This window comes from Proteiniborus sp. MB09-C3, from assembly GCF_030263895.1.
Taxonomy (GTDB): domain Bacteria; phylum Bacillota; class Clostridia; order Tissierellales; family Proteiniboraceae; genus Proteiniborus.
The window spans coordinates 46,818-70,551 of record NZ_CP127161.1 but is presented as its reverse complement, the minus strand read 5'-3'; the positions used below and the strand labels follow the sequence as shown (position 1 = coordinate 70,551).

The following is a 23,734-nucleotide window of genomic DNA, read 5'->3' as shown; positions in this document are numbered from 1 at the left end:
TGCACTACTATTGGCGGGCAGGCATTAATCGAAGGAGTAATGATGAAGGGGCCAAAAGATATAGCCATTGCTGTAAGAAAGCCTGATAATCAGATAGAGCTTAAAAAAGAAGCCATAAAAACTCCATCTACAAAATATAAATTTTTAAAGTGGCCATTTGTGAGAGGTGTAGTAGGTCTTATAGAGGCTATGGTCATAGGTGTAGAATCTCTTATGTATTCAGCACAGTTTTATGAGGAAGAAGAAGCAACCGAACCCGGGAAAATAGATAAGTTTTTCGATAAGGTTTTTAAGGATAAAGCAGAAAACGTAGCAATGTACATTTCAGTGTTTATCTCTATGTTGATTGCAATAGTAGTATTTATGCTGGGACCAACATTTATAACAAACCTCATAAAAAGAAATATTGAATCTCCTATAATTCTAAATTCAATAGAAGGACTTATAAGGATACTGATGTTTTTAGCATATGTAGTTGCTATTTCAAAAATGAAGGATATACAAAGAGTATTTGAATATCATGGTGCAGAGCATAAGACCATTCACTGCTACGAGCATGAAGAGGAGCTTACTGTAGAAAATGTAAAGAAATATCCTATTCTTCACCCAAGATGTGGTACCAGCTTTCTTTTCATGGTAATGATAATAAGTATATTAGTGTTTGCATTCTTTGGCTGGCCAAATCCTTTAAAAAGATTTTTAATAAGAATTGCAATGCTTCCAGTTATAGCTGGAATATCATATGAGATAAATAGAATTATAGGTAGAAGTAACAGCAAGCTAGCATATTGGCTATCTTATCCAGGGCTATTGATACAAAAAATAGCTACTACAAGGGAGCCAGATGGTCCACAGATAGAAGTTGCCATAGAAGCACTAAAAGGAGTATTAGTAGATGACAAGGAGGCAGACCGTTGGTAGTTGCCTATACAATTGCTGATTTAATTAAAAAAGGCTTAGAAGCTTTAGAAGAAGGGGAATATAATAATCCCCTTCTTGACTCTCAATTATTACTTTGTAATGTGCTTAATGTTGACAAAATCTATACTTATACACATAAAGATCAAGTAGTTGATAGTCATTTTGTGGATAAGTTTTTAAATCTTATTGATAAAAGAAAAAGTGGATATCCTATTCAATATATATTGAAAAATCAAGAATTTATGGGTCTTGACTTTTTTGTAAAAGAAGGAGTACTGATTCCAAGGCCTGATACGGAAGTTTTAGTTGAGTATATAATAGATATTGTAAATAAAGGGTATTTTAATAATAAAGATACTATAAAGATTGTAGATATTGGAACAGGAAGTGGAGCTATTACATTAAGCCTGGCGCACTATCTAGAAAATGTTCATATATATTCTATAGATGTAAGCGACATAGCTCTTCAAGTGGCTACTGAAAATTCAAAGAAGCTAGGTCTAGAATCAAAGGTGACTTTTCTCAATGGAGATTTATTTGAACCGCTAGAGAAGTTAAAACTACAGAATTCTATAGACATAATCGTATCAAATCCGCCATACATCCCAACAAATGATATAGCAGGGTTACAAAAAGAAGTCGCAGAGTACGAGCCAAAGCTTGCATTAGATGGGGGGGATGATGGCCTAGACTTCTATAGAAGAATAGTAAAGGATAGTGGTAAATACCTTTCAGATAATGGAGTCTTAGCAATGGAAATAGGATATAATCAAGGAGCTGCCGTCAGAAAAATGCTGGAAGAAGACAAGGGAAACGTCCCCTTGTCATGCGTAGAGATAATAAAAGATTTGGCTGGGCATGATAGAGTAGTTGTAGGTTTTTTTAAGGCAATTGAGAATGGAGACTGCAAGCTGTTGCCCTGAAATAGCAGTATAAGTATTGCTTACGAAGGGTTTAATCTATATCTGCTGTATCCGGTATGACGATATAAAATAGTAGCGTGCAGTATAAAAATATGATATAATATTACACTGGATAAATCCGTAGTGATGAGGTGAAAATCGTGTTAGATAAATTAAAATTTACAGAAGAGAGATACGAAGAATTAAGTGAAAAGATAATTGATCCAGAGATAATAAACAATATTCCAGAATGGCAAAAATATGTGAAAGAACATGCTGAAATTGAGCCTATAGTATTAAAATACAGAGAGTACAATGAAGCTGTTACTCAACTAGAAGATTCAAAGGAAATGCTTAAGGAAAAGTTAGATGACGATTTCAGAGAGCTTGTAAAGCTTGAAGTGGAAGAACTTACTCAAAAATGTGATGAATTAACTGAAGAATTGCGAACACTTCTTATTCCAAAGGATCCAAATGATGATAAGAACGTTATAGTGGAGATCCGTGCAGGTGCTGGTGGAGACGAAGCAGGGATATTTGCGGGCGACTTATTTAGAATGTATACTAGATTTGCTGAAAGACAGCGTTGGAAGGTTGAGATGATGAATTCCAACGATCAAGGTATTGGTGGATTCAAAGAAGTTATATTCATGATAAAGGGTAAGGGCGCATATAGCAGGCTTAAATATGAAAGTGGAGTTCATAGGGTTCAGAGAGTTCCTGCTACTGAATCAAGTGGAAGAATTCACACTTCAACTGCAACTGTAGCTGTGCTTCCAGAAGTAGATGATATTGATTTTGAAATTAACCCAGCAGATGTACGTGTTGACGTGTATCGTTCTTCAGGTAATGGTGGGCAAAGTGTTAATACTACAGACTCAGCTGTTAGGCTTACCCATATACCTACAGGAATGGTTGTAGCATGTCAGGATGAAAAGTCTCAGTTAAAGAATAAAGAAAAAGCCTTTAAGATACTAAAGGCTAGACTTTATGACCAGATGATGGAAGAACAAAATGCTGAAATTGCAGAGGCTAGAAGAAATCAGGTCGGAACTGGAGATAGGAGTGCTAAAATAAGAACATATAACTTCCCGCAAGGAAGAATAACAGATCACAGAATAAATGTAACTGTTTATAAATTGGAAGCATTTTTAGACGGAGATATAAATGAAATGCTTGATGCACTAATAACAAGTGCACAGGCAGAAAAACTTCAGCAGGTAGACTAAAAAAGTCGGGGTTTCCCGATGCCACTGAAAAAGCTCTAGCTAAATAGAAATTGAGCATAACTTATACAACTATAGTTGTAGGAGTTATGCTTTTCTTTATGTTTGAAATAGGTAGAATCCAAAATAAAAACTTAAGTTTGTCATATTTTTTCTTGTATATTCAGTTGCAATTATGACAAGACTAACATATAATGTAATTAGGGAGGTGTAACTATGCTAAATTTTGATTTAGTAGGTAAAAGATTTAGTGAGTTGCGAAATAGAAGCGGTTTTACACAGAGTATGATTGCTGAGTATTTAGATGTTGACCAGAGTTATATTTCAAAATGTGAAAAAAATGAAAGGCAGTTTAGTGTTGATGTGCTCGAAAAGGCAGCAGAGCTTTTTGGATGTACTATGGATTATTTTATGGATGAGTCTTGTGAATTCGTACAGATGCCAATAGCTCTTAGGGCAAAAAGTGTTACTATAGAAGATTTAAATACCATAGCTGCTATGAATAAGATAGCACTAAATCTACGGTTTATGGAAGGCTTACTTGAGGGGGAATAAAACTTGAAAGAGAAGATTGAACTGAACAGTGAAGCTATAATTTTAAGAAAAGAATTTGGCGAAGATGCCAACTCTCCAATAGATATATTTTCTCTAATCCATAATAGCGATGATTTAACTATAGTATTTTATCCTATGAGTGGTCGAGTAAGTGGGATTTGCATTAGAGATGGAAAGAATAAAATCATTGGAGTTAACTCCACTTCAACTTATGGTAGACAGCGTTTTACAATAGCCCATGAACTTTATCATCTGTTTTTTCACGAGGATTTTAAAAGCATTGTCTGCTCTACGGACCTTGAAATAAATAAGGACCCTCAAGAAAAGGAAGCAGATATGTTCGCATCTTACTTTTTAATACCCTATGAAGCATTATCTTACTTTGTAAGAAATAAACTTGAAAAAGAAAAGCAGGAACTTGATATAGAAGATGTTATAAGAATAGAACAGAATTTTGGCATCAGTAGGCAAGCTATATTATGGAGATTAATAAATGATGGATATCTAAGTCATGAAAAAGCTAATACTATGAAGACTGGAATAATAGCTTCTGCTAGAAGACTTGGATATGATGATGAATTATATACACCCACGCCAGAAGATAGGCAGTATGTTACTTTTGGAAAGTATATTAGATTAGCTGAGAAGTTAAAAAATGAAGATGCGATATCACATGGAAAATATGAGGAACTTTTATTAGATGGATTTAGAAGCGATATTGTTTATGGTTTAGATACAGAAGAGGAAGAAGTATATGACTGATAAACTTTTTTTTGATACTGACTGTATCTCTTCTTTCTTGTGGGTGAAGGAAGAGAACATTCTACTCAAGCTGTATCCAGGAAAAATAATACTGCCAAGGCCTGTATTTAACGAATTATCTAGCCCTAGTATTCCACACATAAAGCGTAAGGTGAGTGAATTATGTTTAAGTGGAGATATTTCTACAAAAGAAATACTGGTAAATACAGAGGAGTACAATCTATATTACGAATTGGCAATAGCACCACCTAAAGGAGAAAAGGTAATTGGTAAAGGTGAAGCAGCAGCTATAGCCCTAGCTAAAACTTATAATGGAATTATTGCATCTAATAATCTAAGAGATATATCTAAGTATATTGAAAAATATGGTTTAGAGCATGTAGCTACTGGTGATATATTAGTAGCTGCATTAAATGAAGGGTATATTGATGAGACAACTGGGAATCAGATATGGACAAACATGATTGGTAAAAGAAGAATACTGCCAACTGCGACTTTTACTGAGTACCTTAGAACAATTAAATAGTGTTTTATAGATTTTGTACAGGCTCTGAAGGAAAAAGAATATTGGAAAGCCGTGTGCGGGAAAGTCGTATGTACGGTCTGATGAGGGAGGAATGAAATTTTCATTCCCCTACTCTACTCCTACCTACAAGCTAACCGACACAACGATCCCAATAATAAATCCAAGAACTATTCCTATGGCTGATGCTCTGCCTCCATGTAAGGATTTAGCATCTGGAATCATTTCACCACAGGTTATATAAAGCATGGTTCCTCCAGCAAAGGCTAAACACAATCCAATAAAAAAGTTAGACACACTTCCTAATAATGCTCCAATAAATGCTCCAATACCAGTAGGTATTCCTACAAGAATCGTATAAAGCACTACCCTAAATGCAGATGAGCCACTTAATCTTAAAGGGGCGGCCATGGCTAACCCTTCAGGGAAATTGTGCAGAGCAATTATTATGGCCATTGTGATTCCCATTTTAGAGGTAAACATATATCCAGAGCCTATAGCTAATCCTTCAGGCAAATTGTGGATAGCTATAGCTATTCCTAAAAGAGCCCCTGTTCTGAAAAAGTGTACTTTAGAATTCGATGAAGTTTTATTTTTTTTATTAGCAGGAAAAAAACCTTCAATAATTACTACAGTAAGTACTCCAAGAAGTATCCCCAGTATTTCCGTTCCTAGACCAGCTATTTCATAGGATTCTGGGAGCAAATCAAATGCAACTACACTCAACATGATGCCACTAGTAATTCCTATAAGAATTCCTAAAAATCTTGAACTTGGTTTAACAATAAACAATGCTATCAATCCGCCTAAGCCTGTTCCAACAACGCCTACCAATGTTCCTATAATAGTTATTATTAAAGTTTGAGACAATAAGAACACCTCAATCCATATTAATATGTTGAATTATTTATAAAGCTAATATAATATATATTTTAAGAAAGCAGATAATAGAATTATATAAATCAAATATGAAAATAGATCCTTTGTTTTGCTCAAGATGACAAAATTGATGGCATCAGGGGATTTATTCTTCAGAGCTAAAGATAAATTAAAGAAGGGAAAAAATAATGAAAGAAAAAAGCACAAATATATTATCAATAGACCCATTCTATCCAGAGATAGATAAGATTATGGAGGCTGCAGAAATAATTAAAAATGGTGGAACTGTTGCATTTCCTACAGAAACAGTATACGGTCTAGGAGCAAATGCATTAGAGGAAGCAGCAGTAAAAAGTATATATTTAGCTAAGGGCAGGCCTCAGGACAACCCCTTAATAGTTCATATAAGCAGTATATCTCAGCTTGAAGGGCTTGTAGAAGCCATACCGCAGCAAGCATACATACTCATGGAGAAGTTCTGGCCAGGGCCTTTGACCCTTATATTCAGAAGAACAAATAAAATTCCTGATATAATAACAGGTGGATTATCAACAGTTGCCATTAGAATGCCAAATCATAATATAGCATTAGAATTAATAAGATATTCAAAGCTTCCTATAGCAGCTCCAAGTGCAAATACTTCGGGGAAACCAAGTCCAACAAATTCTTCTCATGTAATACATGATTTATCTGGAAAAATAGATATGATAATAGATGGAGGAAGTACTGGAGTGGGGCTAGAATCTACTGTTCTAGATATTTCTGGCGATGTACCTACTATATTGAGGCCAGGCGGTATCACTATTGAAGACCTATTGACTGTTTTACCAAAGGTAGAATATGATAAAGCCATTGAAATGACTAATACTAATATTATTCCAAAATCACCTGGACAAAAATATAAGCATTATTCACCTGATGCAAAGATGGTTATAGTCAGGGGAAATATAGAAAAAATTATCCAAAGGACTACAGAGCTTTGTAGAGAATATGAGGCTCTGGGAATGAATGTGGGGATAATGGCCACTAAGCAAACCTATGAAAAATATCAAAATAATAATATACTTATAGTTGGAGATAGAGAGCTTCCAGAGACTATAGCAGCAAATTTATTCAATGTCTTAAGAGAATTTGATAAAATAAAGGTTGATATAATAATAGCTGAAGCTGTAGAAGAAAAAGGTATAGGAAAGGCAATTATGAATAGAATGAAAAAAGCAGCAGGAGGTAAAATAATTTAATTTTAGAAATATAGGCTGCGTGAAAATAGTCACCCTGAGCATAGCGAACGGGTCTTTGGTTAAAGGATGAGATACTTCACTGCGTTTAGTATGACTTGTAAAGGAGGAGATAGGTTGAGAACTATTCTTTTTGTTTGTACTGGAAATACATGCAGAAGCAGTATGGCAGAAGGTCTATTTAGAGACATGATAAATAAAAAAGGCTTGCAGAAGGAATTCAATGTAGAATCCGCAGGAGTATTTGCGGCAACTGGAGAATCTGCCTCGAGTCAGGCTATAGAAGCCATGGAAAGACAATCTATAGATATATCTGATCATAAATCTAGGCAGCTTACAAAAGAGATGATAGATAATGCAGACTTGATACTTGCAATGACAAACGATCATAAAAGAGCAATAATATCCATTAACGATAAGTCTATACACAAAACATTTACACTAACCGAATTTGCTTATGAAAATATGGAAAAACACAGGGATATTAGGGACCCATATGGAGCTCCTGTGGAGGAATATGAAAAAAGCTTAATGGAGATAAAAAATGCACTTATTAATATTATAGAAAAATTAGCAGAAAAAAATGAGGAGGAATAAGCATGAAAATTGGATTAGGCTGTGATCACGCCGGATATGAACTTAAAGGATATATTAAAGAATATCTAGATGAAAAAGGTATAGAATATATAGATTTTGGCACAAACTCTACAGAATCAGTAGATTATCCGGATTTTGGAGAAAAGGTTGCAGAGGCAGTAAAAAATGGCGAATGTGACAGAGGAATTATTTGTTGCGGCACAGGAATAGGCATATCAATATCTGCTAATAAAGTTCCAGGAATTAGATGTGCTTTATGTGGTGACTGCTACTCTGCAAGAATGTCAATAGAACATAATAATGCCAATATACTTGCCATAGGAGCAAGGGTTACAGGAAAAGACCTAGCTCTTGAAATAATAGATACTTGGCTTAAAGCAGAATTTCAAGGTGGAAAACATGAAAGAAGAGTAAATAAAATTAGAGACATAGAAAACAAGTATGTGATATAATATTTGATGGTAATTTTCTAAATGAGAGGAGAGAGTGTGCGTGAATAGAGTTATAGTTATGGATCACCCATTAATAAAGCACAAATTAACATTTATAAGAGACAAAAATACTGGACCAAAGGAGTTTAGAGAGTTAGTAAAAGAAGTTGCAATGCTTATGGCTTATGAGGTTACTAGAGATTTACCCCTTGAGGATATAGAAATTGAGACTCCTCTTATGAAAACAAAATCCCAAGTAATAGCTGGGAAAAAACTAGGAATAGTGCCTATTTTAAGGGCAGGACTTGGAATGGTAGAGGGATTATTAAACTTGCTTCCAGCTGCGAAGGTTGGGCATATAGGACTTTACAGAGATCCAGAAACCCTTAAACCAGTAGAGTATTACTGCAAGCTACCATATGATGCAGTAGAAAGGGAGCTAATATTATTAGACCCAATGCTTGCAACAGGTGGCTCTGCAAAAGCAGCTATTACATTCCTAAAGGATAGAGGGGTTACGAATATTAAGCTTATGTGCTTAATAGCTGCTCCAGAAGGAATAAAAGCTGTACACAAAGAGCATCCGGATGTGGATATCTATGTTGCTGGAGTAGATGAAAAATTAAATGATCATGCATACATTCTTCCAGGATTAGGTGATGCAGGAGACAGATTATTTGGAACAAAGTAGGGATGGGGGAACCCATCCTTATTTTTTTACGTCAGAAGAAATATAAGACAATTGAGAACTAAAATTACTATTTACAGCTTACAATTAAAAAGAGATTTTTCGCTTCGCTCAGAATGACTGTTTTTGTGTCATCCTGAACGTAGTGAAGGATCTCTAAGTTGAGAATGAAGAATGGAGAATTGAGAATTAGAAAAGCAGTTTAAAAATAAGGGTTAAGAATTGAAAAGAATTGTCATCTTGAGTTGGACAGTATAAGCCTTACTTATGAAGGAGCTACTTACGAATGATATAGAGATGAGATACATTAGTTAGGAGTGCCATTTGGCCTTCGCTCAGTATGACAGTTGACATTAGATAAAGGGGGAGTATATATGCGACCATCATGGGATGAATATTTTATAGAAATAGTAAATGTAGTGAAAAAAAGATCAACATGTAGTAGACGACAGGTTGGTGCACTTATTGTACTGGATAAAAGAATACTGACAACTGGATATAATGGAGCACCTACAGGTTTAAAGCATTGTTCAGAAGTGGGTTGCTTGAGAGATAAGCTTGGGGTGCCTTCTGGACAAAGACATGAGTTGTGCAGAGGACTTCATGCTGAGCAGAATGCTATAGTGCAAGCTGCAAATTCTGGTATTAGCATAAAGGGTGGAACAATATATGTAACAAATCAGCCATGCGTATTATGCGCAAAGATGATAATAAATGCAGGCATCAAAAGAGTAGTTTTTAGTGGGGACTATCCTGATGAACTGTCTGCTAGCATGTTGCAGGAAGCAGGAATTGAGCTTGTAAGATTTGATGTTAAATTGTAATGAACTTGTAATATAAGGCTTTAAACCTTTAAAATACATGGACAAAGGTATTCCCATATATTTCAATTATCCTTCCTTAGATTGACTAAATAAATTAATTAGAGTACAATCAAAGTTAGAATACATGCTTGACTAGGAACTATTCAAGTTTGACTCGAAAGAAGAGGAGTGTTAATCATGACTGATTATTATATAGTCTTTCTTATACCTATAATATTATCATATCTACTTACACCATTGGCTAAGTATACAGCAAAGAAAATAGGGGCTATTGATGTTCCTAAGGACGATAGAAGAGTACACAAAGTGCCTATTCCTAGGCTGGGTGGACTTGCAATTTATTTGGCTACACTGATATCTATGATAATATTCCTTCCAATGGACAAAACAATAATTTCTATTATAATAGGTGGTACTATAATCGTAATAACAGGAATAATAGACGATGTTAAACCTATGTCTGCAAGATGGAAGCTATTTTTTCAGATATTATCAGCAGTAGTTTTGATCATAGGAGACGTAAAGATAGAATTTCTTGGAAATCCTTTTGTTAGGCATGGTATTATCAATCTAGGGATGCTTTCTATACCAGTAACTATCTTCTGGGTAGTTGGTATAACTAATACTCTAAACCTTATTGATGGTCTTGACGGACTTTCAGCAGGAGTAGGGGCTATAGCAGCTGTATCGTTATTCTTTGTAGCTGCAAGCATTGATTATATTGATACTAGTATGGTTATGATAATATGTGCAATAATCGCTGGCTCAGCATTTGGATTTCTTCCACATAACTTCAATCCAGCCAAAATATTTATGGGAGATACAGGAGCCTTATTTTTAGGATATATGCTTTCTGTAGTAGCTATGGAGGGTGTTATGAAGAGTGTAGCAACTATTACTATAGTAGTTCCTATATTAGCTTTAGGACTTCCTATATTTGATACTGCATTTGCAATACTTAGAAGACTTATCAACAAAAGACCTATTATGGAAGCAGATAAAGGTCACGTACATCACAGACTTCTAGCTAAAGGACTTAGTCAAAAACAAGTAGTTTTGATACTTTACATGGTAAGTGCTATATTTGGCTCTGCAGCAGTGCTTATGGCAGGTCTAAAACCAGGCTATGGAGTGATAGTCATGGGTAGTGTACTAACATTAGTATTTCTAGGAGCCGCAAGATTCGGAGTTATTGGTGCCTTAGATATGAAGAAAAAGAACAGAGAAAAAAGAGGATAAAGGGGTATAGATGTCAATGGATAAGATTAAAGTTTTAACTGTTTTTGGGACAAGACCAGAGGCTACAAAAATGTGCGTTGTTGTTAAAAGGTTAAATGAAAACCCTTTTATCGAGCATAAGCTTTGCATAACTGCTCAGCATAGGCAGATGCTGGATCAAGTTTTAGATATATTTAGTGTAGTTCCAGACTATGATTTAAATATATTTGAAGCAGGTCAAAGTCTTAGTCAAATTACAACTAGAGCTTTAAATGGGATTGAATCTGTAATAAAGGAGTTTAAACCTGACTTAATATTGGTTCAAGGAGATACTACTACAGTATTTGTTGGTGCTTTAGCAGCTTTTTATAACGGAGTAAAAGTTGGACATGTAGAGGCAGGACTTAGAAGCCACGATTTGTATTCACCTTATCCTGAAGAAGCCAACAGGAAACTTACGGGAGCAATTACAGAATACCATTTCTGTCCTACAGAAGAAAGTAAACAAAATCTTCTAAATGAAGGTTATGATCCTAATAAAATATATGTGACAGGAAATACTGCCATAGATGCTCTATTAGAAACCGTATCTGATACTTATGTATTTAAAGATGAGTTTTTAAATAAATTAGACTATGCAAATAAAAAAATTATATATATGACTTGTCACAGAAGTGAAAACATAGGCAAGCCTATGGAAGATATATTTACTGCTATGTTGGATATAATAAATAAAAATCAAGATGCAGAGTTGGTTTTTCCTATGCATTTAAATCCTAAAGTAAGGGAAATTGCATATAGAGTATTGAGGGATAATCCGAGGATACATCTTATGGAGCCTTTAGATTATGAAGCATCAGTTAACATGCAGGCAAGATGTTATCTTGTAGTTACAGACTCTGGAGGGTTACAAGAGGAGGCACCTACATTAGGTAAGCCTGTTCTAGTAGCTAGAAAGGAAACGGAAAGGCCAGAGGGAATAAAGGCAGGAACAGCAAGGCTTGTAGGAGTGGAGTATGAGGAAGTATTTAACCAAGTAGATTTACTTTTAAATAATAAAGAAGAATATAACAAAATGGCCAATGCCGTAAATCCATATGGTGATGGGCATGCAACAGAGAGAATAGTGGATATAATTATAAAACAATTGGGAAATGCTAAAACAATTGAAAATTGAGAATTGAAAATTGAAAATTAGGAAAGATAATTAAAAATTAATAATTAAGAATATAATAAAAAGAGACCTTTTCCAATGGTCAGGATGATGTTCTGTCATCCTGAGCAAAGCGAATGGGTCTCTTTTTTGTTTTTGAAACCTCGACTCACAATTAGTATAAGAAGGAATCCAATCATATAGTGTAGTATATATTATACATGTTATATATTAAATAACAAAAATAGAAGGTGATGTTTTGGAGTCTAAAGATATATTGAATAAAGTTAATGAAAATCAAGCTGTTCAGTACGAATTAACAAAACTTAAACAAAGCCTTGATGTAATGAAGGATATATTAGACCACGAATATCAGGGGATGGTACTAGTGGATGCAGATGGAAGAATAGTTAAGTTTAATTACGAAAAATTATTAGGTATCAAAGAAAAGGACGTAATTGGAAAGCATGTAGATGAAGTCATAGATAATACAAGACTCCATATAGTAATAAAAACTGGGAAAAAAGAAGTTAATGATGTTCAAAAAATACAGGGAAAGGACATGATAGCTACTCGTATTCCAATAATAAAAGATGGAAAGATATTAGGAGCTATCGGTAGTGTTACTTTCAAGGATGTTAGAGAACTTAAATCTTTAGTTCATAGGATAGAAACTTATCAGAAGAGTGTAGATAAATATAAGGGTGAAATTAGGATGATGCATGAAGCCAATTATTCCTTTGACCATATAATATCTCAAAATAAAAGGATGGAGCATTTAAAGGAAGTGGCTAAAATAGCAGCAGAAAGCAATTCAACTGTATTGATTCAAGGAGAAAGCGGTACTGGAAAAGAATATTTTGCCCATGGTATTCATAAAGCTAGCTATAGGAGATATGGTTCTTTTGTAAGAATAAATTGTGCTGCAATACCTAAAGAGCTTTTAGAGGCAGAGCTTTTTGGATATGAGGAAGGTGCATTTACAGGAGCAAGAAAAGAAGGAAAATTAGGAAAGCTAGAAATTGCAAATGGTGGGACTGTGCTTCTTGACGAGATAGGCACCATGCCTCTTGAGATGCAGGCCAAGCTCCTTAGGGTGTTAGAAGAAAGAGAATTTGAAAGAATAGGCGGAACAGAAAGAATAGGATTAGATATACGGGTAATTGCTTCAACAAATGAGGAGCTAGAAGAAGCCATAGTCAAAGGAAAATTTAGGAAGGACCTATACTATCGTTTAAATGTCATAAGATTAAATATTCCTCCCTTAAGAGATAGACGAGATGATATACCTTTGCTTTCAAAACATATGATAGATGATTTATCTAATAAAATTGGAATAGAATCTAAAGAAATAGCTTGTGAAACTATGGATATTTTTCAAAATTACAATTGGCCTGGAAACGTAAGAGAACTTAGGAACATTATAGAATCGGCTCTACACCTTGTAAAGGGAAATATAATATGTCCTGAAAATTTACCCGACTATTTGATACAAAATGCAAAAGTAGGACAAAAGAGCGCTGAAGAAGGACTCTTGCTAAAAGATATAGTAGCTAGGGCTGAGATAAAAGCTATTAGAGAAGCATTAGAGAAGACTAATGGAAATAGAACGGAAGCAGCAAAAAGGCTCGGAATTCATAGAACAGCATTATATAAGAAAATAGAAGCATATGGATTGGATATTAGTAATTTGTAATTGGGAAGGATGTAGTTTTTTTTCTACAAATCAGTTTTTATGTAGAATAATAGCTACATCATTTTTTATGCCTTATAAGCTCTATTAATGGACATCTTCAGAAAGCCTAATCTAAATATTCTGAAAACTTGTAGAAAAATTTCTACATTATTTTAGTTTTATATCAATCACAGTTTTAAAAGCTATTTCATAAAATTTCCTGTAACCATTGTAAACAAGCTGCTTCTGCCTTCAAAAATCTATAAGACATATCTTGGCATAGAAGTTGCTACGTGTATTATTATAGCAATAAATAAGGAGGACTTTTTTTATGAGAGATGTAGTAATAGTTGGTGCTGCAAGAACACCAATAGGAAGCTTTGGCGGCAGTTTAGCTTCGCTATCTGCAATTGACCTAGGAGTTATTGCAGCTAAAGAAGCAATTAAGAGGGCAGGCATAAAGCCTGAAATCATTGATGAAGTCATCATTGGTAACGTTTTATCAGCAGGATTAGGTCAAAACCCAGCAAGACAAGTTGCTATAGGAGCAGGACTTCCAGATGCTATACCTGCAACCACAATTAATAAAGTATGTGGCTCAGGACTAAGAACAGTAAGTATGGCAGCTCAGTTCATTATGCTAGGAGATGCAGATGTAATACTAGCAGGAGGAACAGAAAGCATGTCAAATGCACCTTATTTGATCCCAGGAGCAAGATGGGGGCAGAGAATGGGAGATGGGAAAATAGTAGACTACATGGTTCATGATGGATTAACAGACATATTCAACAACTATCACATGGGAATAACAGCAGAAAACATAGCAGAACAGTGGAATATTACTAGAGAAGATCAAGATAAACTCTCATTAGAAAGCCAAATCAAAGCAGAAAGAGCACAAAAAGAAGGAAAGTTCAAAGACGAAATAGTCCCAGTAGAAGTACCACAAAGAAAGGGAGATCCAATAATTGTAGCAGAAGATGAGTATCCAAAACATGGCACTACAATAGAAAAGCTAGCAAAATTAAGACCAGCATTTAAAAAAGATGGAACAGTAACAGCAGGAAATGCATCAGGAATAAACGACGGAGCAGCAATGCTAATAGTCATGTCAAAAGAAAAAGCAGAAGAATTAGGATTAAAACCATTAGTTACAATAAAATCCTACGCATCAGCAGGAGTAGATCCAAAGATAATGGGATATGGTCCAGTACCAGCAACTAAAAAAGCACTAGAAAGAGCAGGACTTACAGTAGAGGATTTAGACTTAATAGAAGCGAACGAAGCGTTTGCAGCACAATCAGTATCAGTAGTAAAGGATTTAGGATTAAATCCTGAGAAAGTAAACGTAAATGGTGGAGCAATAGCATTAGGTCACCCAATAGGAGCCTCAGGAGCAAGAATCCTAATATCCCTAATATATGAAATGAACAGAAGAGATGCAAAAACAGGTCTAGCAACACTTTGCATAGGTGGAGGACAAGGAACAGCTGTAATAGTGGAAAGATAATGGTCCTAAAGGGCAATTGAGAATTATTAAAGCAATTAAGAATTAAAAATTTAGAATTAAAAAAGCTGTCATCCTGAGACGAACAGTATAAGCTTTACTCACAAAGGATCTGCTTACGAAGAGCCTACTCACGAAGGAGCTAAGGACGAGACTCATTCGCTATGCTCAGGGTGACAGTGCAAACGACATTTATCGGAGGTGTAAACATGAGCAAAATTGTATCGATTAACCAAGCATTAGAACATGTAAAAGACGGTATGACTGTAATGATAGGAGGCTTTCTAGGAGCAGGGAATCCGCATAAGCTTATAGACGCTCTTCTAGAAAAAGGAGTTAAAGACCTTACAATCATAGCCAATGATACAGCATTCCCAGAGATAGGAATAGGTAAATTAATAGTAAATAAAAGAGTGAAAAAAGCAATAGTATCACATATAGGTACAAACCCGGAAACAGGAAATCAGATGAACTCAGGAGAAACAGAAGTAGTTTTAGTTCCGCAAGGAACTCTTGCAGAACAAGTTAGAGCAGGAGGAGCAGGCCTAGGAGGAATACTCACACCTACAGGAGTCGGAACTGTAGTAGAAGAAGGAAAAACAAAAATAGAAATTGACGGAAAAGAGTATTTACTAGAAAAACCATTAAAAGCAGATGTAGCATTAATATTTGGTTCCATAGTAGATAAAAAAGGGAACGTATTTTACAACAAAGCAACAAGAAACTTTAACTCAATAATGGCAACAGCAGCGGATACAGTCATAGTAGAAGCAGAAAAAATAGTAGAAATCGGAGAAATAGATCCTAACGTAGTAATGACTCCAGGACTCTTCGTTGATTATATAGTTAGGGGGGACGAATAATGGATAAGAACATGATAAGAGAAGTAATAGCTAAAAGAGTAGCAAAAGAGCTTAAAGACGGAGATGTTGTAAACCTTGGCATTGGCTTACCAACCCTTGTGGCTAACTATATACCAGAAGGAATGGATATAACATTCCAATCAGAAAACGGCTTTGTAGGCTTAGGACCAGCTCCAGAAGCAGGAAAAGAAGACAAAGATTTAGTAAATGCAGGAGGACAACCTGTTACTATCAATCCTGGTGGAGCTTTCTTTGATAGCTCTATGTCATTTACCATAATAAGAGGTGGACACGTAGATGCAACAGTACTAGGAGCACTTCAAGTAGACCAAAAAGGAAACCTAGCAAACTGGATGATACCGGGCAAAATGGTACCTGGAATGGGCGGAGCAATGGATCTAGTAGTTGGAGCAAAGAAAGTTATAGTAGCAATGGAACATACAGCAAAAGGAAATCCTAAAATACTAAAAGAATGTAATCTCCCTCTTACTGCAGCAGGAGAAGTTAATCTAATAATCACAGAAATGGCAGTTATGGAAGTAACAGAAAAAGGATTAGTTCTAAAAGAATTAGGACCGGAAGCAACAGTTGAAGATGTAGTAGCTGCGACAGAAGCAGAACTTATAATCTCCGATGATTTAAAAGTAATGGATATTTAAGATTATAAGTGGTCAGTGTGTTATCTTAATTATCTAATAGTAAAAAAAGAGGTTAGCTAAACATGATTCAGTAATTTTGATTTATCTCAGGTAGAATATTAGGCCTAGAAGAAAGAAATATTATGGGTTACCATATATAGATTTAATTAATCTTAGAATCATTATAAGTTTAATCTTTTATTACTACAAAGTAAGCTATTGGACTTTCTAAGATGTAGAAAAACATTCATACTTTATCTGAATTTTAAACGAGACATGGGTTAGTTTTTTAGAAATTATACTTGTGTCTTCGTTTTCTTCATAAGAAATACTGAATATTTGAAAACTACTAAAAAATAATTTAATATATATACATTGGTAAAATATACTGATTTTGAAATGTCCAGTATAAGTTTCTATTCATTTATATAGAATTGAGGTACTAGAGTGGCATTTAAAATGTTTCATCCACATTTAATATATCAACATAGTATAATAGAGGAGGAATTCTTATGTCGTTAACTTTAGAGTCTTTTAAAGTAGTTGCACCTTATATCAATGATTTAACATTTAATGATATTGCAGTAACTATAGCAGATAGGGAAAAATACATAGACTTCATTAGGAGTAAAACAATACCTCAGTTAGTCAGCGAAGGCGATCCTATTGCTAAGGGTTCGGCAGTTGATGATTGTATCAAAACTGGTACGAGGGTAATTAAGAAGGTTCCTGATTCAGTAGCAGGATTTCCTTATATAGCTTGTGGAGTACCTATATATGAAAATAATGAATTGGTAGGAGCAGTATCATTTCTAATAACAATTGATAAGCAGGAAAAATTATTTGAATTAGCTGAGAAATTATCAAACACTTTACATGATTTAAAAGGTTCATCAATCTCAATTGAAAGTTCATCAAATGATTTAATAAAGATTGCAGAGTCAATTTGGAATATATCTGATGGATTATCAAAGTACGTTGAGGAAACAGATAAAATCCTAAACATGATTCAAAAAATTGCGAAGCAAACAAACTTACTGGGATTAAATGCCGCTATAGAAGCTGCTAGAGTAGGTGCTGAAGGAAAAGGTTTTGCCGTGGTAGCGCAGGAAATTAGAAAGCTAGCAATAGATAGCTCAGAGTCGTTAGATAAAATTAGCTCAATATTAACCAATATAAAAGAAACGTCTCATGAAGAAAACGTTGTGGTAGATGAAATAAATAATATAGTAAAAGGACAAGTTAGTATTATAGAAAGTATTAATTGTAACATAAAAGAGTTAAGTACATATACAGAAATATTATTAGAAGATGCTAGAAACTTATTAGATGACTAGTCAAGTTAAATAAAAAATTCTTAGATATAGGAAAATGTTTTAAAAAGATTTGATAAATCCATTATCCTATTTAGTAATTCACTATATAAAATTATAAACTTTTGTTTATATATTTGCTCCTATTCTATTTTATAGCTAATTATTATCCTTGTATAAAAATATGTAAATCTCATTTTAATATGTTTAATTATTTTGTTTTAAATACTAAGCATAAGAAGTAATGTTGTCGATGCTTTAATCAATGAGATGATTAGTTGAAGTTATAATAACATGTTTTACTAGAAAGGAGATGAAAATATTAAATGGAAGCTTTATATTCAGGTGTACTAGATAATCGTAAAATAACTTTAAACCATTTGCAGATTATAATAGATAATATTTTTGATGGCACAGCAATAGAAATAAAAGGGAAAATAGTTTTCTGCAATGAGCCCTTTGAAAACCTGATGAATTTAAAAAGGGATGATATAATAAATAAGCCACTTGACTTAGTATTCAAAGATGAAGAACTCGTGAGGATTATATCTGAATCTGCAAATATTGAAAAAAAAGAGATAAGTATTGGAAAAAAGCAAGTCTTAATTAAGAATAACACTGTTCAAGTAAATGATGGTGCCACTGCAAATATACTAGTATTTAAAGATATTACTATGGAGAATTTCTCAAAAGCTTTTTCTAGGGAACTAAATGAAAACCTTGAGCTGCTTGGTGATCTGTATAGCCATGCATATCATGGGATGGCTATAGTTGATGATGAAGGTAAAATCATTAAATGGGATTATGAGGAACTCTTAGGTTATAAAGAAGAGGAGGTTTTAGGGAAATATGCTCCAGATGTCATAGAAAATACTAGACTGCATATTGTAGCTAAAACAGGTAAAAAAGAAATATGTGATTTGCAGATGGTAAATGGGAGATATCTTATAACTTCTCGTATCCCCATAATAAGAGATGGCAAAGCAATAGGAGCTGTAGGCACAGTTTTCTTCAAAAACGTGGAAGAACTGAAAATCTTAGCGAATAAGATTGATTCGCTAGAAAATACCGTAAACAAATACAAAAGTGAAATAAGCAGGCTGTACAAGACAAAATATTCATTTGATGATATCATAACTAAAAACAAGGAAATGCTCAAAATTAGAGATATTGCCAGAAAAGCTGCGAGGAGTAATTCTACAGTATTGATACAAGGAGAAAGTGGAACAGGCAAGGAATTTTTCGCTCATTCCATACACAATGGAAGCCAAAGGAAATATGGACCCTTTGTTACTATAAACTGTGCAGCTATTCCTAGGGAGCTTTTAGAATCGGAACTGTTTGGATATGAGGAAGGTGCCTTTACAGGAGCTAAAAAACATGGAAAGATGGGTAAATTTGAACTGGCAAATGGAGGAAGCATACTATTAGATGAAATTGGTTCAATGCCTATTGAAATGCAGGCTAAGCTACTAAGAGTACTAGAGGCAAGGGAATTTGAAAGAGTTGGCGGGACAAGCCGTATAGAAATGGACGTACGCATCATAGCTTCGACAAATGAGTCATTGGAGGAACAGGTGAAATCAGGTAAATTTAGACAGGATCTCTTCTATAGATTAAATGTAATTAGAATAGAGATACCACCTTTAAGAGACAGGTTAGAAGATATACCTATATTGTCCCAAAATATTTTGGGAAATCTATCTAGAGATTTAATGATAGGAGTAAGAAAACTATCGACAGAAACTATACACATATTAATGAAGCATGATTGGCCTGGGAACGTTAGAGAATTGAGAAATGCAATTGAGAGGGCTATAAATATAGCTTCAGGAGATACTATTTATCCTGAATACTTACCGGACTATATATTGGAAAAGGCAGACTTTAATAAGCATCAAATAGTCGAAGGCGGTCTACTGAGAAATGTAGTTGCTAAAGCCGAAATAGATGCAATTATAAAGGTTTTACACGAGTGCAATGACAATAAGACATTAGCAGCTAAAAAACTTGGTATCCATAGAACTGCTCTATACAAGAAAATGGATATATACAATATGACTAACTAAATAAGAATAAAAAAGCGTATAAAAAAATCTACTCTTGAAAGAAAAGTGTAGATTTTTTTATACGCTTTTTTATTTTAAGTAATGTCTCAAAATGCAGCTTTCAGAGTATATTATTTATTTATTAAAAAAAATGAAAAATTATGTAGAAAAATATCTATATAAATCGAAAAAGCATGAAAAAAGGAATTTTAGAAAAAAAGACAAAAAGCCTTAGAAACGGCTATACTACAGCATTATAAAAAAAGAAATGGAAAATAAAAATAGTGGCACGGCATTTGCTATATATATTTATGCAGTCACTGCATTGGAGTTCGCTAGCGTAGATTAAAGTCCTATTTATTAAAAAGGGAGGCAAAAACATGAGGGAAGTAGTAATAGCTAGTGCTGTTAGAACGCCTATAGGGGCTTTTGGAGGCAAGCTTAAGTCTATGACAGCAGTAGATCTAGGAGCTATTGTGGCTAAAGAAGCTATTGCTAGAGCTGGGATAAGCGCTGAAATAGTTGATGATGTCATCTTTGGAAACGTTTTACAAGCTGGATTAGGACAAAACGTAGCTAGACAAGTCTCCGTAAAAGCTGGAATACCTATTGAGGTTCCTTCTTTCACAGTAAATAAAGTATGTGGTTCAGGCTTAAAGACTGTAGCATTGGCAGCTCAAGCTGTTTTATCTGGCGAAGCGGATGTGATTTTAGCTGGTGGAACCGAAAATATGAGTGCTGCCCCTTATATCTTAAATGATGCTAGATGGGGACAAAGGATGGGCGACGGAAAGCTTGTTGACTACATGATTCATGATGGGCTATGGGACATATTTAATGATTACCATATGGGAATAACCGCTGAGAACATTGCTGAACAGTGGAATATTACTAGAGAAGAACAAGATGAGTTTGCACTTAGAAGCCAAATAAGAGCTGAAGAGGCAATTAAGAATGGTAGATTTATGTCAGAGATAGTACCTGTAGCTGTTCCTCAAAAAAAGGGTGATCAAGTGATCATAGATAAGGATGAATATCCGAGATTTGGAACCACATTGGAAGCCCTTTCAAAGCTTAAACCTGCTTTTAAAAAAGATGGAACTGTTACTGCAGGCAATTCTTCTGGAATAAATGATGGAGCTGCAGCAGTTGTAGTTATGTCTAAGGAGAAAGCAGATGAATTAGATGTGAAACCTTTAGTTACAATCAAAGCATATGCTTCGGCAGGTGTGGACCCAAGTATTATGGGAATCGGTCCAATACCAGCAGCAAGGAAGGCTTTAAAGAAGGCTGGCTTACAAATAGAGGATATTGATTTAGTGGAAGCAAATGAGGCCTTTGCATCACAAAGCCTATACGTCGTAAAAGAGCTAGGACTAAATATGGAAAAGACAAATGTAAATGGAGGAGCAATAGCTTTAGGACATCCCATTGGAGCTTCAGGAACAAGAATATTAGTTACATTAATACATGAAATGATTAAAAAGAATGTCAAAACGGGACTAGCAACTCTATGCATAGGTGGAGGACAAGGTATTGCAATGATTGTAACAAGATAAAAACAATTTTACTTAAGGAGGTAGTTTTAATGTCAGTTTCAATAATTGGTACAGCCCATTCAAAAATGGGGAAATTGGTAGACGAGACTTTATATTCACTATTAGTTAACGCTGGTAGAGAAGCAATGAAGGATGCTAAAGTTACTGGAAAAGATATAGATGCTGTTTATGTTAGCAACTATGGAGGACCATCCTTTAATAAACAATCACACTTAGCGCCATATGCTTTAGAGATTGATCCAGATCTAAGATTTACACCTTGTACAAGAGTAGAAAATGCTTGTGCTGGTGGTTCAAATGCAGTTAAAGAAGCTATTTATGCAATAGAATCAGGCAGAGCAGAAACCGTATTAGTAGTTGGTGTTGAAAAAATGACTACATTGAAGACTGCTGGTGTCACTGAAACATTAGCATTAGCATCATATTATCCAGAAGAAGGAGCAAAAGGATATACGTTCCCAGGATTATATGCTGAATATGCTAAAGGATATATGAGACGTTATGGCTATACCACTGAAGAGCTTTATGACACATTGGCGCATATAACAGTGAAAGCTCATAAAAACGCAATGAGTAACCCCCTTGCTCAAATGCATGTTGAGTTTGAACACGAATTTGCTAAAACAATTTCAGATAAGAATCCATTGATAGCTGATCCGCTAAAGCTTTCTGATTGTTCTCTTGTATCTGATGGAGCTGCAGCTCTAGTGTTGACTAAGACAGATATAGCTAAGGCAAAGAAGGATAAGGTAGTAGAAATATCTAGTATAGCACATGTTACAGACTATCTATCAATAGTAGAAGGAAAAAGAGCAAATTATGAGTTAACTGGAGCTAAATTAGCAGTTAAAAAGGCTTTAGAGGATGCTAAGGTGACTATTAATGATATTAATGTTGCAGAGGTTCACGACTGCTTTACTATAACAGAGTTATTAATATACGAAGCATTAGGATTGACAGAGCCAGGTAGAGGAAGAGAAGCAATATTAAATGGAACTGTTCATGTTGGCGGAAAGCTACCAATTAACGCTTCAGGTGGATTAAAAGCAAAAGGTCATCCAATCGGGGCAACAGGAGTATCTATGTTTGTTCTTATTGCAAAACAGTTGCTTGGAGAAGCTATAGGACTTCAAATACAAAATGCGGAAAAAGGATTAGTTCTAAACATAGGTGGCAGTGGTGGAACTAACATATCTTCTGTACTAACAAGAATTAAGTAAGATTTGTAAGTGTTAAAAGTCAGAGAACTTGAGCACTAATTACATATTTTTGTGCTCAAGTCCCAAAACTTTTGCTTTTTATAAAAAAAGTTTTTAATTACAAAAGCTAAGTCTGATAAGATACTAAAGATTTATTTAGATAAGAGGAGGAAAGCTGATGGAGAAAGTTATTATCAGTGCTGCTTTAACTGGGGTATCGACCTCTAGAAAGCAGACACCATATGTTCCAATAACCCCAGAAGAGATAGCTGATCATGCATATGAATCATGGAAAGCAGGGGCATCTATAGTACATATTCATGTGCGTGAAGAAGACGAAACTCCTTCAATGAATTTTGAAAATTTTGAAAAGTCAGTAAAACTAATAAAGGAAAGATGCGATGTAGTGATAAACCTAACTACTTCGGGTGGTATAGGATTGACTGATGATGTAAGAATAAGGCCGTTTTATGAATTGAAACCAGAAATTGCATCATACGATGCCGGAACTATGAACTGGCAGCATAGAACAGTATTTGAGAATAGACCAGAATTTCTTGAAAAGCTTGCTAGAAAAATGAAAGAAGTGAACGTAAAGCCAGAAGTAGAAATATTTGATACTGGCATGATATACAACACTATGTACTATGCAGATAAAGGCTTAATAGATGCTCCAATATATTTTCAATTTGTTTTAGGTGCACCAGGCGGAATGACAGCTACTGTTAAAAACCTGTTGCATCTGAAGGAGTCATTGCCTGAAGGTTCTATATGGTCAGCCTTTGGCATAGGAAAAGGACACTTGCCAATAATGTACGCCACATTAGCTCTAGGTGGAAACATCAGAGTAGGTTTAGAAGATAATATCTACTACTCTAAGGGTGTACTAGCAAAATCAAATGCTGAGCTTGTCGAAAGAGCTGTAAGGGTTGTAAAAGAGTTTGGGAAGCAACCTGCAACTCCGAATGAGGCAAGAGAAATATTGAAATTGAAAAAATAAAAGCTGGAGGTGGAT

The 23,734-nt window shown here is 34.8% G+C and carries 23 protein-coding genes; 22 read left to right on the top strand and 1 reads right to left on the bottom strand.

What is annotated here, in order from left to right; translation table 11 throughout:
• The first annotated feature begins 39 nt into the window (after positions 1-39).
• The 6 genes from QO263_RS00375 to QO263_RS00350 all read left to right on the top strand — a co-directional run bounded on the left by QO263_RS00375 (position 40) and on the right by QO263_RS00350 (position 4,892).
• Positions 40-921, top strand: a complete 882-nt coding sequence (locus QO263_RS00375; RefSeq protein WP_502928728.1) for a DUF1385 domain-containing protein — start codon at positions 40-42, stop codon at positions 919-921.
• On the top strand, positions 915-1,844 hold the full coding sequence (gene prmC, locus QO263_RS00370) for a peptide chain release factor N(5)-glutamine methyltransferase (RefSeq protein ID WP_285625089.1): 930 nt from the start codon (positions 915-917) through the stop codon (positions 1,842-1,844). The genes QO263_RS00375 and prmC overlap by 7 nt, the downstream gene beginning before the upstream one ends.
• Positions 1,845-1,981: 137 nt before the next feature.
• Complete coding sequence (gene prfA, locus QO263_RS00365; RefSeq protein WP_352169774.1) at positions 1,982-3,052, top strand: peptide chain release factor 1; 1,071 nt, start codon at positions 1,982-1,984, stop codon at positions 3,050-3,052.
• Between the two features lie 213 nt (positions 3,053-3,265).
• Complete coding sequence (locus QO263_RS00360; protein ID WP_285625083.1) at positions 3,266-3,604, top strand: helix-turn-helix domain-containing protein; 339 nt, start codon at positions 3,266-3,268, stop codon at positions 3,602-3,604.
• Positions 3,605-3,607: 3 nt separating this feature from the next.
• Positions 3,608-4,366 (top strand): ImmA/IrrE family metallo-endopeptidase, encoded by a 759-nt coding sequence (locus QO263_RS00355; RefSeq protein ID WP_285625080.1) that lies wholly within the window; start codon positions 3,608-3,610, stop codon positions 4,364-4,366.
• On the top strand, positions 4,359-4,892 hold the full coding sequence (locus QO263_RS00350; protein WP_285625078.1) for a PIN domain-containing protein: 534 nt from the start codon (positions 4,359-4,361) through the stop codon (positions 4,890-4,892). The genes QO263_RS00355 and QO263_RS00350 overlap by 8 nt, the downstream gene beginning before the upstream one ends.
• A 123-nt stretch (positions 4,893-5,015) precedes the next feature.
• Here QO263_RS00350 and QO263_RS00345 read toward each other — a convergent pair whose 3' ends face one another.
• Positions 5,016-5,759: a ZIP family metal transporter gene (locus tag QO263_RS00345; RefSeq protein ID WP_285625074.1), complete on the bottom strand. Its 744-nt coding sequence runs from the start codon at positions 5,757-5,759 to the stop codon at positions 5,016-5,018.
• A gap of 197 nt (positions 5,760-5,956) precedes the next feature.
• Between QO263_RS00345 and QO263_RS00340 the strand changes: the two genes are divergently transcribed.
• The 16 genes from QO263_RS00340 to QO263_RS00265 all read left to right on the top strand — a co-directional run bounded on the left by QO263_RS00340 (position 5,957) and on the right by QO263_RS00265 (position 23,719).
• Positions 5,957-7,009: an L-threonylcarbamoyladenylate synthase gene (locus QO263_RS00340; RefSeq protein ID WP_285625070.1), complete on the top strand. Its 1,053-nt coding sequence runs from the start codon at positions 5,957-5,959 to the stop codon at positions 7,007-7,009.
• Positions 7,010-7,123: 114 nt separating this feature from the next.
• Positions 7,124-7,603, top strand: coding sequence for a low molecular weight protein arginine phosphatase (locus tag QO263_RS00335; RefSeq protein WP_285625067.1), 480 nt, complete (start codon positions 7,124-7,126; stop codon positions 7,601-7,603).
• A 2-nt stretch (positions 7,604-7,605) separates the two neighbouring features.
• A complete protein-coding gene (gene rpiB / locus QO263_RS00330; protein ID WP_285625064.1) occupies positions 7,606-8,055 on the top strand; it encodes a ribose 5-phosphate isomerase B in 450 nt (149 codons plus the stop codon).
• A 58-nt stretch (positions 8,056-8,113) separates the two neighbouring features.
• Positions 8,114-8,725: a uracil phosphoribosyltransferase gene (upp, locus tag QO263_RS00325; RefSeq protein ID WP_502928727.1), complete on the top strand. Its 612-nt coding sequence runs from the start codon at positions 8,114-8,116 to the stop codon at positions 8,723-8,725.
• 371 nt (positions 8,726-9,096) lie between these two features.
• Positions 9,097-9,546 carry a deoxycytidylate deaminase gene (locus QO263_RS00320; protein ID WP_285625057.1) on the top strand — a complete coding sequence of 150 codons (450 nt, stop codon included), beginning with the start codon at positions 9,097-9,099 and terminating at the stop codon, positions 9,544-9,546.
• Between the two features lie 177 nt (positions 9,547-9,723).
• The gene (locus QO263_RS00315; RefSeq protein ID WP_285625055.1) at positions 9,724-10,785 is read left to right on the top strand and encodes a glycosyltransferase family 4 protein; all 1,062 of its coding nucleotides are present in this window, start codon (positions 9,724-9,726) and stop codon (positions 10,783-10,785) included.
• 16 nt (positions 10,786-10,801) lie between these two features.
• Entirely contained in the window at positions 10,802-11,941 is a 1,140-nt protein-coding gene (wecB, locus tag QO263_RS00310) for a non-hydrolyzing UDP-N-acetylglucosamine 2-epimerase (protein WP_285625053.1), read from the top strand.
• A gap of 235 nt (positions 11,942-12,176) precedes the next feature.
• Positions 12,177-13,613 carry a sigma-54 interaction domain-containing protein gene (locus tag QO263_RS00305; protein ID WP_285625050.1) on the top strand — a complete coding sequence of 479 codons (1,437 nt, stop codon included), beginning with the start codon at positions 12,177-12,179 and terminating at the stop codon, positions 13,611-13,613.
• A gap of 310 nt (positions 13,614-13,923) precedes the next feature.
• Positions 13,924-15,102 (top strand): acetyl-CoA C-acetyltransferase, encoded by a 1,179-nt coding sequence (locus QO263_RS00300; RefSeq protein WP_285625048.1) that lies wholly within the window; start codon positions 13,924-13,926, stop codon positions 15,100-15,102.
• Between the two features lie 206 nt (positions 15,103-15,308).
• Entirely contained in the window at positions 15,309-15,962 is a 654-nt protein-coding gene (gene atoD, locus QO263_RS00295; RefSeq protein WP_285625045.1) for an acetate CoA-transferase subunit alpha, read from the top strand.
• Positions 15,962-16,621: a CoA transferase subunit B gene (locus QO263_RS00290; protein ID WP_285625043.1), complete on the top strand. Its 660-nt coding sequence runs from the start codon at positions 15,962-15,964 to the stop codon at positions 16,619-16,621. The genes atoD and QO263_RS00290 overlap by 1 nt, the downstream gene beginning before the upstream one ends.
• Positions 16,622-17,112: 491 nt before the next feature.
• On the top strand, positions 17,113-17,937 hold the full coding sequence (locus QO263_RS00285; protein WP_285625040.1) for a methyl-accepting chemotaxis protein: 825 nt from the start codon (positions 17,113-17,115) through the stop codon (positions 17,935-17,937).
• 302 nt (positions 17,938-18,239) lie between these two features.
• Entirely contained in the window at positions 18,240-19,982 is a 1,743-nt protein-coding gene (locus tag QO263_RS00280) for a sigma 54-interacting transcriptional regulator (protein WP_285625038.1), read from the top strand.
• 359 nt (positions 19,983-20,341) lie between these two features.
• Positions 20,342-21,520: an acetyl-CoA C-acetyltransferase gene (locus tag QO263_RS00275; RefSeq protein ID WP_285625036.1), complete on the top strand. Its 1,179-nt coding sequence runs from the start codon at positions 20,342-20,344 to the stop codon at positions 21,518-21,520.
• A 29-nt stretch (positions 21,521-21,549) separates the two neighbouring features.
• Complete coding sequence (locus QO263_RS00270; protein WP_285625033.1) at positions 21,550-22,740, top strand: thiolase domain-containing protein; 1,191 nt, start codon at positions 21,550-21,552, stop codon at positions 22,738-22,740.
• A gap of 157 nt (positions 22,741-22,897) precedes the next feature.
• Positions 22,898-23,719 (top strand): beta-keto acid cleavage family enzyme, encoded by an 822-nt coding sequence (locus tag QO263_RS00265; protein WP_285625030.1) that lies wholly within the window; start codon positions 22,898-22,900, stop codon positions 23,717-23,719.
• Positions 23,720-23,734 lie beyond the last annotated feature (15 nt).